Source organism: Cystobacter fuscus DSM 2262 (assembly GCF_000335475.2).
Taxonomy (GTDB): Bacteria; Myxococcota; Myxococcia; order Myxococcales; family Myxococcaceae; genus Cystobacter; species Cystobacter fuscus.
Genome location: NZ_ANAH02000066.1, coordinates 194,478 through 209,397, shown reverse-complemented (window position 1 = coordinate 209,397; position 14,920 = coordinate 194,478). Strand labels below are relative to the sequence as shown.

Below are 14,920 nucleotides of genomic sequence, written 5' to 3'. Positions count from 1 at the left end.
CTTGACTCCCGGTAGGTTGTTGTGGTTGTGGGCCCGACGCCAGCGCCCCGGCGTCAGAGCCCGGCGGTGGCGCGGAACACGAGCCCCTCGCCCTCGAGCGAGTAGGCGCCATCCGCCGCGCTCACGTACACCGAGGCGCCCCGCGGCAACGCGAGCGTCTCGCCCGGCAGGCTCAGCCGGGCGGAGCCCTCGGCGCACAGGAGGATCTCCGGCCCCCGGCGCGCCGGACGCGAGACGGCGCCCGGCCGCAACTGGAAGCGCGAGAGGCGGAACTCCTCGGAGGGGGTCGGGTAGACGGCCTCCCCGTCCTCGCGGGGCCGCGCGACGAGCACGTCGACGGGGCCGCACCGGAAGTCCAGCACGCGCAAGAGCTCCGGCACATCCACGTGCTTGGGCGTACAGCCGCCGCGCAGCACGTTGTCCGAGTTGGCCATGAGCTCCACGGCCACCCCGCCGAGGTAGGCGTGGAGGTTGCCCGCGGGCAGGTAGATGGCCTGGCCGGGTTGCAACCGCACGAGGTTGAGCATCAGCGCGGCCACGACGCCGGGGTCTCCCGGGTAGAGCGAGCCGAGCCGCACCGCCTGGCGCCACTCCGCGTGGAAGGGACCGGGTCGCGCGAGGCCCGCCGCGCAGGCGTCGACCACCCCGGCCACGAGCGAGGCACGGCGCTCGGACGGGAACGTCATCAGCGCCTCGAACATGCGCGAGACACCGCGCGCGTCCGGCGAGGCCCGCAGGGGAGCGAGCAGCGGCTCCAGCGCCGCCACGCCGAGCGCGTCGAAGAGCGCGAGCGTCTCGTCCGCGCGGCGGAAGCCACACAGGGCCTCGAAGGGCGTCAGGGCGCAGGTGAGCTCGGGCTTGTGGTTGGCGTCCTTGTAGTTGCGGTGGGGGGCGCTCAGGGGGATGGCCTGGGCGTTCTCCCGCGCGAAGCCCTCACGCGCCTGCGCGAGGCTCGGGTGCGTCTGCAGGGACAGGGGCGTCTCGGCCGCGAGCACCTTGAAGAGGAAGGGCAGCTCGGCGCCGAAGCGGCGCGTCACCCCCTCGCCCAGCTCGCGCTCCGGCGCGGAGCGGATGAGCTCGAGCAACGTCCGGGAGGCCCCCTCCCGGCCCACCCGCGAGGGGCCTCCGGGGTGGGCGCCCATCCACAGCTCGGCCTGGGGGGTGGCGGAAGGCGCGGGCTGACCGAGCAGCTCGGCGAGGGCCGTTCGCGAGCCCCACGCATACGGTTGGATGACGTTGTCGAGCAGGTGCATGACGGCGGGAGGCTAGTTCGCGGCGGCCACGAAGGCCTGGAGCTGGGTCTCGCGCTTGAAGTCCGAGAGGTAGCGCGACGCGGCGTCCTTGGAGGGGAAGCTGCCCATGCGGACCCGGTACCACGTGCCCTTGCCGGGGACCTCGGCGGGGACGATGAAGGGCGCGTAGCCGCGATCGCGCAGCTTCGCCGCGAAACGGTCGGCCTCCGGACGGCTCTGGAAGGCGGACAGCTGCAGGGTGAAGGCGCCGCCGGGGACGGCCTCGGTGGGGCGCTGGGCGGCGCGGGCAATGGCCTCCTTCATCCCACCGGCGGCCGGAGTGGTCCGGGTCGCCACGGGCGCGGACTCCACCTTGCCGGGCGTGGTGACGGGCTTGCTGTCGGCCACCTTGGTCTCGGCCGGCTTGGGCGCGGGCTTGGGCTCGGCCACCTTGGGCTCGGCCGGCTTGGGCTCCGGCTTGGCTTCGGCCACCTTGGTCTCGGCCGGCTTGGGCGCGGGGGCCTTGGCGGTGCCGCTGGGCGCGTAGTCGTCGTCGGTGGGGCTGGGCGCGGGGGGGTTGTCCTCGGTGGGCTCGGCCACGTCGGCGGGCGGGACCTCCACGGGCTTGGGCTTGGGAGCCGGCGGAGGAATGGCGACCGTGACGGTGCCGGGCTTGGAGGGCGCGGCGTCCGGGCTGCTCTTGCGCGTCAGCTCGTCCTGGAAGGTGAGCGGCGACTCGGCCTCGCGCGCCTGCTGGAGCGCCTGGGCATTGGCATCGAGCGCCGACAGGAGATCCGGGGCGGCGGCGGACTGGGCGTTGCCGGCGAGCTGCTTGCCCACCACGACGCCGAGCACGAACACGGCTCCCAGCACGATGATCCCGGCGATCAACAGGCTCACGACCTGCCGGTTGTCGAGCGAGACGTCGAACTTCTCCTTCATCCGATGGGCATCGCGCATGGCGTAGCGGTCCTCGATTGTAGCGGAGCCCCGGCCCGGCCACACGAGTGTCGCGGCCTGTAGCGTCGAGGTGCGGCGGAAGGTACGCCCCACCTACCTGCCGGTCAAATTCAGGGCGAGCCTAGACGATCCACCCACCGCCCAGCATCCGATCCCCCTCGTAGACGACCGCGGCCTGGCCGGGAGTCACGGCCCGCGCGGGGGTGTCGAGCCGGATGGACACGAGCCCATGAGGAGACACCTCCACGCGGCCCGCCGCGCCCGGGTGGCGGTGGCGGATGCGGACCATCACGGAGCGCTCCGGCGGGGGCGGCCCATCCACCCAGTGCGGCTGCAAAAGTCCAAAAGTGCCGCGCGCCGACTCGTCCGCGGGGCCCACCACGACGCGGTTGGACTCGGGCTCGATGCGCTGGACGTAGCGCGCCTCCCCTCCCCCGAGGTTGAGCCCCCGGCGCTGCCCCACCGTGAAGCGGTGCACCCCCGCGTGTGTGCCGAGCACCTGTCCCGCCGTGTCGACGATCTCCCCCGCGGGCTGGGGCCCGGCCACCTTCTCCACGAAGCCGGCGTAGTCCCCGTCCGGCACGAAGCAGATCTCCATGCTCTCGGGCTTGTGGCTGGTGGGCAGCCCGTGGCGCTCGGCGACGGCGCGCACCTCGGCCTTCGTCATGCCGCCCACGGGAAAGAGGATGTCGGCCAGCTCCGCCTGCCCGAGCGTGAAGAGGAAGTAGCTCTGGTCCTTGGCGGCGTCCACGGCGCGGCGCAGCACGTAGCGGCCCCCCTCCTGCTCGACGCGGGCGTAGTGCCCGGTGGCGAGCCGGGCGCCCAGGGCGCGGGCGCGCTTGAGCAGGAAGTTGAACTTCACGTCGCGGTTGCACGCCACGCAGGGGATGGGCGTGCGGCCCCCGAGGTAGGACTGGACGAAGGGGTTGATGACCCGGTCCTTGAAGAGCTCCTCGGCGTCGGCGACGTAGAACGGGATGCCGAGCTTCTGCGCCACGGCGCGGGCATCGTCGATGTCATCCGGGCTGCAACAGCTCCCGCACTGGGCCTTGCCCTCGTAGGACCAGACCCGGAGGGTGATCCCGATGACTTCGTGCCCCTGCTCCTGGAGCAGGGCGGCGGCGGCCGAGGAGTCCACTCCTCCACTCATGGCAACGACGACTCGCATGGTTCTCTCTCTACACGTCCGCCCCGCCGCATGCGACCCCCTCGACACCTCGAAGAGGGCCCCCCGTGTCATTCCGGTCCCCCTGCCCTCCCGCGGGCTCATGGAGTCCAGGCGGGCGGGCAAGCGTCCGGAGGGGGGGACGAACGCGACCGGGTGGGGGCGGCAGAGGCCTTCACCATGTCAGCGGCCAGCGGGCCGAGCGCTTGTCCTGGCGACCCCCGCGCCCGTGGGGGTGCTTTTATCAAAAGCTTGAGGTCTGGGAATGAGGTTCGACGGAAAGCCTATAACTCATTGCCCGGAGGTATCGCCATACCGGCAGTGCATTTCCTTTTCCTTTTTTTCCTGTAATCCCTATCAAGACATCGCGCCTGGCGCGGTGTCTATTCATGGGGGCGCCCAATGGGACTCGAGAAAGCCTTGTCACCGTGGAAGTGTTTCATCCGTGCCGTTCAGTTGTCGGGTCTGGCGTTGTTGAGTGCCGGATGGAGTCCGCCGCCGCGGCCGCTTTCCACGAACGTGTCGCACCAGGTGTTGACCGGGCAATCCCAGCAGATGAGCGCGCTGTATGATGCCAGATCGCGCACGCGCGGCGACCGGCTCAGCATCGAACTCGACCTGTCGGATGACACGCAATACGGCTTCGTGCTCAATCGGCTCCATGCGGCGGGCAAGAATGAGCGGAACTCGCCCGAGCTCTTCAACAAGCTGGCCAGATTGAGGCGGCGTGCCCTCTCCCGCGGGAATGGGCAACCCGCGGCCGCGGCGCTGCCCGAGCAGCCGATCTGGTGCGACCACTACCTGATCGTGAAGCCTCCGGTGCCCAGCAATGATGGCAAGTCCATGCGCTATGAACCGTATGTCCACGTGAGCTGCCAGGGAGGGGCCACCTACGTCTATGCGGACATCGTCGCCTATGAAACCAATCAGACGGAGACCCAGAGCAGGCTGGTCGCGTCCAACGCGGGCGAGGAGTACGGCGGTGGAACCAACTTCATCGATGTGGGCACCGTGGCCACGGTGCACGTGGCGGATGGACGCCTGCTCCGGCTGGAGTCCATCGCCCTGGCCGTCGATGACGTGACGGGCCGGGACGTCTCCACCTACACCGTGGCCCGTACGTCCGTCGCCCTGCGGGAAGAGGGAGGATTCACGCTCCTCCATCCGCGCGAGAACGTCCCGAACAACACGGCCGACATCGTCCTGTGTCAGCTCCGTGGCGGCGCGGACTGCGACTACGCGGTGGCCGGCTACTCCAATGGCGTGCTGATGGCCTATCCCCCGACGCCGACCGGAGTCGCGGCGTCGAGGACCGACGCCCCGGGCGTGCTCAACCCCGCCGATTACTGGGAGTTCTCCGCGCCGTTCAACAACCGGCGGCTCTACATCCCAGTCCGCACGGAGATCAAGGCAGGGTCTCGCAATTACTTACAATGCAAAGTGGATAGCTACACCTACGGCCGGATCCGGCTCCACACCGACACGGGCGTGGTCTGCTCCAACACGGTGGACTTCAAGAGCCTGCTTCCCGTGGGCAACTACGCGGCGACGTTCAACCATCTCGCCGACACCTCGTACAGCATCAACCAGAACGACCCGGAGGACTGTGGGGTGAACAAGGTCCTCAACAGAGCCACCACCTTCACCATCACCATCATGGGAAAGGCCAGGTGCACCAGCGCGGAGGGCGTCGACTACCTGGAGCCGTTCTACAAGTCCCAGGCGATCGACGGGCGCGAGTTGACCACCCAGCGGCTCTTCTTCCGCAATAGCTGCATGGCCGAGGGCACCCGCATCCAGCTCGCCGGGGGCCGCGTGGTGCCGGTGGAGCAGGTGAAGCTGGGGGACAAGGTTCTCGCGGGAGCCGGCCGTGCGGTGTTGACGGTGACCGACGTGGCTCGCGGTAATGAGCTCGCGCCCTTCGTGCACCTGCGTGACAGCCTCGGCCACCAGGTAATGCTCACCGAGATGCACCCGATCGTCACCGCGAAGGGCCAGGTGGTGGCGGCGAGGGATTTGAAGGTGAGGGATCAGGTCCGCACGGACAAGGGCGTGGCCTCGCTCACCGCGGTGAAGCGCGTGCCGGTGAAGGGCAAACGCGTGTTCAACCTGAAGCTGGGGACCGCCGAGGAACTGGCGGGAGTGGATGCGCTGGGCCAGACGATGTTCGCGGGCGGCTTCCTCGTGGGGGATATGGCCATGCAGGAGGAACTGGAGCGTCCCGCGAACGAGCCGGCGGCGGACGTGCTGGCCCGCCTGCCCAAGGCCTGGCACCAGGACTACCTGAACGCGCGGAGGCGGTCAGCCGAATGAGTCACGGAGCGGGGGGCCCGGCCCTCCACCCCTCGCTCCTGTCAGGCCCCACGCGCCTGTCGCCAGCCCGTCAGCAACTCCCGGAGGGTCTCCGGTGTATTGCGCGAGGGCTCGTCGAGCACCTGCTCCATGAGGAAGCGCGTGGCCTCCCCCACCATCGGCGAGGGCCCCACCCCCAGGGCGGACATGATGGCCCCGCCGTTGAGCGCGAGTTCCTTGGGGCTCAGCGGCGGCTTCGTGGCGGCCAGGGCGCGCAGACGCTCCAGGAGGGCCTCGAACTCCGGCATCCGGGCGGGCTCGCGCACCTGGAGCCGGGCCCGGGCCACGGCACACAGCCCCTCGAGCTGGGCGAGCCCCACCTTGGCGAGCAGGCGGCGAAGCACGGGATCCGGTGCCCCCACGAGGTGCTCGACGCGTGCGTGCGTCACCAGCAGGCGGATGTGCTCGATGCATTTGGTGGGGAACTTGAGCCGGACGCCGATCTCCTCGGCCCGCGGGGGCTCGACGAGGTCCGCGAGCAGGGCGGCCATCCGGAGCTCCGCCTCGGCGGGGGCGGCGATCGCGGCGGCCCGGGCCCGGTGGGCGGCCTCGGGCTCCGCCTGGGCCAGCTCGGGCAGGAAGACTCCCAGGAGACCCGTGTCGGCGAGCAGCTCCAGCCCGAACTCCGCGCGCCGGGACAACAGCAGCTTGACGAACTCTTCCCTCACCCGCTCGATGGCCACCTTCCGGAAGACCGGAAGCGAGGGCGGGATGGCGGCCTGGGTGGCGGGATCGAGCGTGAAGTCGAGCACCGCGGCGAAGCGCACGGCACGCAGGGGGCGCAACCCATCCTCGGAGAAGCGCTCGAGCGCCGAGCCCACGCAGCGGATGAGCCGCCGGCCCAGGTCCTCCTGTCCCCCGAAGGGATCGACGAAATGCCCTCCGGCGGGGTCCCACGCCATGGCGTTGATGGTGAAGTCGCGCCGGGCCAGATCCTTGGCGATGTCGCGCTCGAAGGTGACGGTGTTGGGGCGGCGGCCGTCGTGGTAGTCGCCCTCGCTGCGGAAGGTGGTGACCTCGACGTGCACGCCTCCCATGAGCACGGTGACGGTGCCGTGCTGGATGCCGGTGGGAATGACCTTGGGGAAGGCGCGTTGCACCTCCTCGGGCCACGCGCTGCTGGCGACGTCGAAGTCCTTGGGCGCGACGCCCCGGAGCGTGTCCCGGACACACCCGCCGACCAGGTAGGCGGCATGGCCCTCTTCCCGCAGCCGCTCGATGACCTTGCGGATGGGCGGGGGAACCGGGGCGTCGATCAGGAGGGCGGGCATCGTCATGAGGCGGGCTCGGCGAGCGGAGAAGCCCGGGAAGGTGACATGTCCCCTTCCACGCGGGCAAGCACTGGTATACCCCGGGCGCCCGGAGCCATCCGGGAAATGACGCTGGAGAAGGAGCACAAGCCGTGAAGGGACGTGTGTTGATCATCGCGGGATCGGACTCCGGGGGCGGAGCCGGCATCCAGGCGGACGTGAAGACGGTGACGGCCCTCCAGGGGTACGCGGCCACGGCCATCGCCGCGCTCACCGCGCAGGACACGCGCACCGTGCGGGCCATCCACGACGTCCCCCTGCCCTTCATCCGCTTGCAGATCCAGATGGTGCTCGAGGACATCGGGGCGGATGCGCTCAAGACGGGCATGTTGAGCAAGCCCGAGGTCATCGCCGCCGTGCGCGAGGAGCTCGACCGCCACGCGCCCCACGTCCCCCTCGTCGTGGACCCCGTCATGGTCGCCAAGGGAGGCGCCCGGCTGCTGGACAGCGGGGCCGAGCGGGCCCTCATCGAGCTGCTCCTGCCACGCGCCGCCGTCATCACCCCCAACGCCTCCGAGGCCGAGGCGCTCACGGGCCTGCCCGTCACCACCTTCGAGGAGCAGGACCGCGCCGCCGAGCGCTTGCTGAAGATGGGCGCTCGGGCCGTGCTGCTCAAGGGCGGCCACGTGCCGGGAGACGTGGTGCGCGACGTGCTGCTCAGTCCGGCGGGACGCCATGAATACCGGGGCGAGCGCCTCCCCGACTCCTCCACGCACGGTACGGGCTGCACCCTGGCGTCGGCCATCGCCACGGGGCTCGCCCAGAAGATGGAGCTGCACCAGGCCATCGAGCGCGCCCATGCCTACGTGCGCACCGCCATCCGCACCGCGCCCGGCTTCGGTCACGGCAATGGACCCCTCAACCATACCCACACCGTGAAGTCCTACCCCTGACGGGCCTCACGGCCGAGCAGCTCTCCGGCCAGCGCGAGCAATTGCTCGCGCAACCACCGGCCCCTCGGATCCAGGTCCGTCTGCCGGTGCCAGTAGAGGTGGAGCTCGATGGGCGGGAGCGCGAGCGGCACCGGCAGCAGGTGGTTGCCCATGGGCACCCCAATGGCCCGCGCCTGGCGCCGTGGCAGGGTGAGCAACAGGTCCGACTCCGAGACGATGCGGCACGCCGCCTCGTAGTTCTGGCAGCGCACGGCGACCTGACGCTGGTGGCCCAGGCGGTTGATCACCAGATCCTCCATGGCCAGCCCCGTGCGCCGGGACGACACCGTGACATGCCGCGCGGCCAGATACGCCGCCACGTCCAGCTTCTTGCGCCGCCGCCCGCTCACCACGCAAAAGCTGTCGCGCATCAGCGCCGTGTGGAGCAGTCCGGCGCCCGTCAGTTGCGCCACGTCGATCGCCAGGTCCAACCACCCCGACGCCAGATCCCTCTCCAGCTTGGAGCGCTCGACCCGGACGCTGGAGACCCGGACCTTCGGGGCGCTCGCGCGCAGGCGCTCCACCAGGCGCGGCAGCAGCGCGGGCTCCAGCTCGTCATTCATCGCGAGGGTCACCTCGGTCACGTCCCGCTCGGGCTCGAAGCCCCGGGTGCGGTGCACCGCCTGCTGGAGCAGCGCGAGCGCCTCGCGGATCTCCGGGGCGAGCCGTTCGGCGAGCGGCGTGGGGGTGACGCCCCTTCCCTCCCGCACGAAGAGCGGCTCACCGAGCTGTTCGCGCAGCCGCGCCAGCGCATGGCTCACGGCCGACTGGCTCAGGAAGAGCACCTCCGCGGCCCGCGTGAGGCTGCGCTCCTGGAGCACGACGTCGAAGACCCGGAAGAGGTTGAGATCCAGCCCCGTCAGCCGTGACGATTCATGAGCCCGGTTCATGCGAACACATGACCAGGATTCACTGGATTCATCAACACCCCCTGCTCCAGGATGCCGCGGGCAACGGACACGGGAGGAACGATGAACTTCGAGCCAAGCGCCAGGAGCCAGGAATACCTCGAGCGCGTGAAGCGCTTCGTGCGCGAGCACATCGAGCCGGCGGAAGCGCGCTACGCGGCGCAGCTCCAGGCGGATCAAGTGGGGGGAGACTGGCGGCGCTGGCGGATTCCCCCGCTGATGGAGGAGTGGAAGGCCAAGGCGAAAGCCGAGGGCCTGTGGAACCTCTTCCTGCCCGACGCGAAGCTCGGCGCGGGCCTGAGCACCCTGGAGTACGCGCCCATCGCCCAGGAGATGGGCCGCAGCCTCATCGCCCCCGAGGTCTTCAACTGCAACGCCCCGGACACCGGCAACATGGAGGTGCTCTGGCGCTATGGCTCCGAGGAGCAGAAGAAGCAGTGGCTGGAGCCGCTGCTCGCCGGGGAGATCCGCTCGGTGTTCTGCATGACGGAGCCGGACGTGGCCTCCTCGGACGCCACCAACATGCAGGCCACGGCGGTGCTGGACGGCGACCACGTGGTGCTCAACGGCCGCAAGTGGTGGTCGAGCGGCCTGGGCAACCCCAAGGCCAGGGTCGCCATCTTCATGGCGCGCACCCCCGCGCCGGATCAGGACCGGCACCATCAGCACTCCATGGTGCTCGTGCCGCTGGACTCACCCGGGGTCACCGTCGAGCGCATGCTCCCGGTGTTCGGTGAGTACGACATCTCGCACGGCGGCCACGGCGAGGTGCGCTTCGAGAACGTGCGTCTGCCCGCCTCCAACGTCATCAGTGGCCTGGGCAAGGGCTTCGAGATCGCCCAGGGCCGCCTGGGTCCCGGCCGCATCCACCACTGCATGCGCTGCCTCGGCGCGGCGGAGCGCGCGCTCGAGTTGATGATCGACCGCGGCATGAAGCGCACCGCCTTCGGCAAGCCCCTGCTCAACCTGGGCGGCAACCGCGAGCGCGTGGCCGAGGCCCGCATCGCCATCGATCAGGCCCGGCTGCTCACGCTCTACGCGGCGTGGAAGATGGACGAGGTGGGCGCGCTCGGGGCCATGTCGGAGATCGCCGCCATCAAGGTCGTCGCGCCCAACGTCCTGCAGAAGGTGGTGGACGACGCCATCCAGATCTTCGGTGGCGCGGGCGTGTCGAACGACACCCCGCTCGCGGGCTTCTTCGCCCAGGCGCGCACCCTGCGCCTGGCGGATGGTCCGGACGAAGTGCACAAGGGCGTCATCGCCCGCATCGAGCTCGCCAGGCGCGGCTTCACCCGGAGTGACCGGTCATGACCTCACAACGAATCTTCATCACGGGCGGTGCCAGTGGGTTGGGCAAGGCCATCGCGCTGCGCTACGCGCGGGCGGGCTGGCGCGTGGCCATCGGCGACGTGCACGAGGCGCGCGGCAAGGAGACGCTCGCGGAGCTCAAGGCGCTGGGCACCCAGGCCCTCTCCCTGCACTGTGACGTGACGCGCGAGGGGGACCTGCGCGCGGCGGCCGAGCGGCTCAATGAGGAATGGGGCGGCGTGGACGTCGTGGTCAACAACGCGGGTGTCGCCCAGGCGGGCGGCATCGACGAGGTGTCGATCGCCGACTGGCAGTGGGTGGTGGACATCAACCTGATGGGCGTCGTGCGCGGCTGCCATGTGTTCACGCCCCTGTTCAAGCGCCAGGGCCACGGCCACTTCGTCAACGTCGCCTCCATGGCGGGGCTGCTCGACATGCCGATGATGGGCGCCTACAACGCCACCAAGGCCGCCGTCGTCTCCCTCTCCGAGACGCTGCAGAACGAGCTCGCCGACTCGAAGATCGGCGTGACGCTCGTCTGCCCGTCCTTCTTCAAGACCAACCTGGCCGACTCCCTGCGCGCCAGCAATCCCGCCATGCGCAACGTGATGGGCAAGCTGCTCAACCGCTCGAAGATCACCGCGGAGGACATCGCGGACCAGATCTTCCAGGCGGTGAAGACGCGCGAGTTCTACGTGCTGCCCCACATCGAAGGCCGTCAGGCCTGGCTGGCCAAGCGGCTCCTGCCACGCCGGATCTACGCCGAGCTGATCAGGAATCAGGCGCGCCGGATGAGCGGCTTCAGCACCGCGAAGGCCTGAGGAACCCATGTCCGCGACCCCAACCACTGATCAAGCCGGAGCCGTGCGCAAGGGCGAGGAGCTCGACGTCGCGGCCGTGGACGCCTGGCTCAAGCGCCAGGAGCCCTCGCTGGAGGGCACACCCGAGGTGACGCAGTACTCGGGGGGCGCCTCCAACTGGACCTACCGGCTGAAGTACCCCCAGCGCGACCTCATCCTGCGCCGGCCTCCGGCGGGCACCAAGGCGAAGTCCGCGCACGACATGGCGCGCGAGTTCAACGTGCAGAAGGCGCTCAAGCCCGTCTACCCCGCCGTGCCCACCATGGTGGGGCTGTGCCAGGACGCGGCGGTGATCGGCACGGACTTCTACGTCATGGAGCGCATCCCGGGCCTCATTCCGCGCTCGCGCCTGCCCGCGGGCATGACGCTGGACACCGCCCAGACGCGCCGCCTGTGCCTCAACGTCATCGACAAGCTGATCGAGTTGCACCGGGTGGATCCCCAGGCCGCCGGGCTCACGTCGCTCGGCAAGGGGCCCGGCTATCCCCGGCGGCAGATCGAGGGCTGGTCCGAGCGCTACGAGAAGGCCCGCACGTGGAACGTGCCGAGCTACCGCCGCGTGCGCGACTGGCTCAAGGCGAACACCCCCGAGGACATCGCCACGTGCGTCATCCACAATGACTGGCGCTTCGACAACGTGGTGCTCTCCCCCGAGCAGCCCACCGAGGTCATCGGCGTGCTCGACTGGGAGATGGCCACCCTGGGCGACCCCTTGATGGATCTGGGCAACACCCTCGCCTACTGGGTGCACCCCGACGATCACATCATCCTGCGCAGCACCCGCCGCCAGCCCACCCACCTGCCCGGCATGCTCCGGCGCGAGGAGGTGGTCGCCTACTACCTCGAGCGCATGGGCCTCAAGCCCGCCAACTGGACCTTCTACGAGGTCTACGGCCTGTTCCGCCTCGCCGTCATCATCCAGCAGATCTACTACCGCTATCACCACAAGCAGACGCGCAACCCGGCGTTCAAGAACTTCTGGGTGCTCGTCAACTACCTCGACTGGCGGTGCCGCGGGCTCATCAAGCGGGAGGGCCGCTGATGGGCGCGGTGTACCTGGTGCGCCATGGCCAGGCCTCCTTCGGCAAGTCGGACTACGACGCGCTGTCGGAGACCGGCTTCGAGCAGGCGCGCGTGCTCGGCGAGAATCTGCGCTCGCGCCTGCCCCGGCCGGATGCGCTCTTCACCGGAAGCCTGCGGCGCCACCGGGAGACCGCCGAGGCGTGCCAGTCCACCTGGGGCGTGGACCTCGCGCTCCAGAGCCTCCCGGGCTTCGACGAGTTCGACCAGGACGAGCTGATCCGCCTGCACACGCCCCGCTACGCGGACCCCGCCACGCTGCGCCAGGAGGTGTTGTCCACCGCGGATCCGCGCCGGGCCTTCCAGGAGCTGTTCACCCAGGCGGTGGCTCGCTGGGTGAGCGGCCAGCACGACGCCGAGTACCAGGAGACCTGGTCCGCCTTCCGCCAGCGCTGCACCCAGGCCCTGGACGCCGTCCTGAAGACCCTGGGGCCCTCCGCCACCGGCGTGGTGTTCACCTCGGGGGGACCCATCACCGCGGTGTGTCAGCAACTGCTGCACCTCCCGGACGAGCACGCGTTCCGCATCAACTGGATGCTCACCAACTGCGGCGTCACCAAGCTCATCTACAGCGAGCGGGGCCGCTACCTCTCCACGCTCAACGAGCACGCCCACTTCGAGGGCGCGCGACGGGCGCTCATCACCTACCGGTAGCTCCCCCCTCCCGCCTCCGGGTGTCCGCTTTTGGGATCGACCGCCCGGAAGCGAACGCGCACGGGAGGTGGGGGGGAGGAATTTCGCGCGGTTGCGGGCCCAGGGGGGTGGCATATGATTTGCCTCGAAGAGGGGGCACCCCACCGGACCCCCAGGCTGAGCGCGACCCTCCCATGGACATTCCAAGGCCCGCCAAGAACCGCCGCCGTACCCCGCTGCTCTACGGAGCGCTGATCCTCGGGGTGCTCGTCCTGATGACGCTCGGCATGAGCCATTTGGGCCAGGCGGCACCGGAGGTGGATGGCGCCTCGGTGTGGATCGACAGCGTCAAGCAGGGGGAGATGGTCCGACAGGTGGTGGGCCCCGGCACGCTGGTCCCCGAGAACTTCCGGTGGATCACCGCCGACACGGCCGGCCGCATCGAGCACCTGCCGCTGCGCCCGGGCGCCAGTGTCGAGGCGGACACGCAGCTCATGGAGCTGTCCAACCCCGACGTGGCGCTCCAGGCGCTGGAGGCCGAGCGCCAGCTCGCCGTGGCCGAGGGGGAGTTGATGGCCCTCAAGGAGGAGTTGGAGATGCAGCGGCTGCAGGAGGAGTCGAGCCTGGCCCGGCTGCGCACGGAGCAGCTCACCACCCGGCGGCGCGCCGAGAGCAGCACGGCCCTGGGCGAGAAGCAGTACATCGCGTCCGTGGAAATGCAGGAGGTGAACGAGAAGTCCGAGGAGCTGGGGCAACAGCTCCAACTGCAGCAGCGGCGCCTGGAGGTGATTGCCCGCAGCATGGCGGACCGGCTGGCGGCGCAGCGCGCGCAGGTGCAGCGCCTCAAGGCCGTGGTGGACTTCCGCCGCGGCCAGGTCGAGTCGATGAAGGTGCGCGCCCGGACGGACGGCCTCTTGCAGGAGCTGAGCGTGGAGCTGGGTCAGTGGGTGACGCCGGGCATGGTGCTGGCCAAGGTCATCCAGCCGGGGGTGCTCAAGGCCGTGCTGCGCGTGCCGGAGACGCTGGCCAAGGACGTGCAGCCGGGCCAGTCGGTGAAGGTGGACACGCGCACCGGGCTCGTCCCCGGCAAGGTGGCGCGCATCGCCCCGGCGGCCGTCCAGGGCACGGTGCTCGTGGAGGTGTCGCTCGAGGGAGAGCTGCCCGCGGGGGCCCGGCCGGACTTGAGCGTGGAGGGCACCATCGAGTTGGAGCGCCTGGACGGAGTGCTCAACGTGGGCCGCCCCGCGGGAGCCCAGCCCTCCTCCTCCATGGAGCTGTTCCGCCTCACGGCGGACGGCGCGCACGCCGAACGGGTGAAAGTCCACCTCGGACGCAGTTCCGTGAATACCATCGAGGTGCTCGATGGACTGGCGGCGGGTGATCGCGTCATCCTCTCGGACATGTCGGCGTGGAGCGAGGCGCCTCGGGTAAGGGTGCAATGAGCGAGGTGGTGAGAGAGGTGGTGAGCGAGGCGGTGCGAGCCCCCAAGGATCTGCTGCGCATGGAGGGCGTCACGAAGATGTTCGTCACCGACGAGCTGGAAACCCACGCGCTCTCCAACATCCACTTGAGCATCAAGACGGGCGAGTGGGTGGCCATCGTCGGCCCCTCGGGCTCGGGCAAGAGCACGCTCTTGGGCATCCTCGGCCTGCTCGACAGCCCCTCGGCGGGCACCTACCTGCTCAACGACGAGGCGGTGTCCGGGCTGACGCCCTCGCAGCAGGCCCATGTGCGCAACCGCCACATCGGCTTCATCTTCCAGAGCTTCAACCTCCTCGGGGATCTGACGGTCCACGAGAACGTGGAGCTGCCGCTCGTCTACCGGGGCATGCCCGCGGCCGAGCGCAAGCAGCGGGTGGAGGCGGCCCTGGAGCGCGTGGGCATCTCGCACCGCGCCCGGCACATGCCCGGACAGCTGTCCGGCGGACAGCAGCAGCGCGTGGCCGTGGCCCGCGCCGTGGCCGGAGATCCCTTGCTGCTCCTGGCGGACGAGCCCACGGGCAACCTCGATTCGAGGAATGGCCAGCTGGTCATGGAGTTGCTGCGACAACTGCACGAGAGCGGCTCGACCATCTGCATGGTGACCCACGACACCTCTCAAGCCCGGCAGGCCTCGCGCACCATCAGCCTCTTCGACGGGCGCATCGTCGAGGACCAGCCCCGCGCCTGACGCGCGCGCC

13 protein-coding genes are annotated in these 14,920 nt (G+C 70.0%); 8 read left to right on the top strand and 5 right to left on the bottom strand.

Annotated elements, in window-relative coordinates:
- Positions 1 to 53: 53 nt before the first annotated feature.
- The 3 genes from manA to mnmA form a co-directional block, all read right to left on the bottom strand.
- On the bottom strand, positions 54 to 1,253 hold the full coding sequence (gene manA, locus D187_RS41450; RefSeq protein ID WP_002629870.1) for a mannose-6-phosphate isomerase, class I: 1,200 nt from the start codon (positions 1,251 to 1,253) through the stop codon (positions 54 to 56).
- Between the two features lie 12 nt (positions 1,254 to 1,265).
- Positions 1,266 to 2,192 carry an SPOR domain-containing protein gene (locus D187_RS41445; protein WP_002629871.1) on the bottom strand — a complete coding sequence of 309 codons (927 nt, stop codon included), beginning with the start codon at positions 2,190 to 2,192 and terminating at the stop codon, positions 1,266 to 1,268.
- Positions 2,193 to 2,313: 121 nt separating this feature from the next.
- Entirely contained in the window at positions 2,314 to 3,360 is a 1,047-nt protein-coding gene (gene mnmA / locus D187_RS41440) for a tRNA 2-thiouridine(34) synthase MnmA (protein ID WP_002629872.1), read from the bottom strand.
- Positions 3,361 to 3,759: 399 nt separating this feature from the next.
- On the opposite strand from mnmA, the gene D187_RS41435 reads away from it, so the two are divergent.
- Positions 3,760 to 5,670: a Hint domain-containing protein gene (locus tag D187_RS41435; protein WP_002629873.1), complete on the top strand. Its 1,911-nt coding sequence runs from the start codon at positions 3,760 to 3,762 to the stop codon at positions 5,668 to 5,670.
- Between the two features lie 41 nt (positions 5,671 to 5,711).
- On the opposite strand, the gene D187_RS41430 is transcribed toward D187_RS41435, so the two are convergent.
- Entirely contained in the window at positions 5,712 to 6,986 is a 1,275-nt protein-coding gene (locus tag D187_RS41430) for a CCA tRNA nucleotidyltransferase (RefSeq protein WP_497463189.1), read from the bottom strand.
- Positions 6,987 to 7,111: 125 nt separating this feature from the next.
- Between D187_RS41430 and thiD the strand changes: the two genes are divergently transcribed.
- Positions 7,112 to 7,912 carry a bifunctional hydroxymethylpyrimidine kinase/phosphomethylpyrimidine kinase gene (gene thiD / locus D187_RS41425; RefSeq protein WP_043434216.1) on the top strand — a complete coding sequence of 267 codons (801 nt, stop codon included), beginning with the start codon at positions 7,112 to 7,114 and terminating at the stop codon, positions 7,910 to 7,912.
- On the opposite strand, the gene D187_RS41420 is transcribed toward thiD, so the two are convergent.
- Positions 7,903 to 8,841: a LysR family transcriptional regulator gene (locus D187_RS41420; protein ID WP_002629877.1), complete on the bottom strand. Its 939-nt coding sequence runs from the start codon at positions 8,839 to 8,841 to the stop codon at positions 7,903 to 7,905. The genes thiD and D187_RS41420 overlap by 10 nt on opposite strands.
- Positions 8,842 to 8,922: 81 nt before the next feature.
- On the opposite strand from D187_RS41420, the gene D187_RS41415 reads away from it, so the two are divergent.
- The 6 genes from D187_RS41415 to D187_RS41390 all read left to right on the top strand — a co-directional run bounded on the left by D187_RS41415 (position 8,923) and on the right by D187_RS41390 (position 14,910).
- Positions 8,923 to 10,170, top strand: a complete 1,248-nt coding sequence (locus D187_RS41415) for an acyl-CoA dehydrogenase family protein (RefSeq protein ID WP_002629878.1) — start codon at positions 8,923 to 8,925, stop codon at positions 10,168 to 10,170.
- Positions 10,167 to 10,988, top strand: a complete 822-nt coding sequence (locus D187_RS41410; protein WP_002629879.1) for an SDR family oxidoreductase — start codon at positions 10,167 to 10,169, stop codon at positions 10,986 to 10,988. Before D187_RS41415 ends, D187_RS41410 begins: the two co-directional genes overlap by 4 nt.
- A gap of 7 nt (positions 10,989 to 10,995) precedes the next feature.
- A complete protein-coding gene (locus D187_RS41405; protein ID WP_002629880.1) occupies positions 10,996 to 12,069 on the top strand; it encodes a phosphotransferase family protein in 1,074 nt (357 codons plus the stop codon).
- Positions 12,069 to 12,761, top strand: coding sequence for a histidine phosphatase family protein (locus tag D187_RS41400; protein ID WP_002629881.1), 693 nt, complete (start codon positions 12,069 to 12,071; stop codon positions 12,759 to 12,761). The genes D187_RS41405 and D187_RS41400 overlap by 1 nt, the downstream gene beginning before the upstream one ends.
- A 173-nt stretch (positions 12,762 to 12,934) precedes the next feature.
- The gene (locus D187_RS41395) at positions 12,935 to 14,182 is read left to right on the top strand and encodes an efflux RND transporter periplasmic adaptor subunit (RefSeq protein ID WP_002629882.1); all 1,248 of its coding nucleotides are present in this window, start codon (positions 12,935 to 12,937) and stop codon (positions 14,180 to 14,182) included.
- Positions 14,179 to 14,910, top strand: coding sequence for an ABC transporter ATP-binding protein (locus D187_RS41390; protein ID WP_002629883.1), 732 nt, complete (start codon positions 14,179 to 14,181; stop codon positions 14,908 to 14,910). Before D187_RS41395 ends, D187_RS41390 begins: the two co-directional genes overlap by 4 nt.
- Positions 14,911 to 14,920 lie beyond the last annotated feature (10 nt).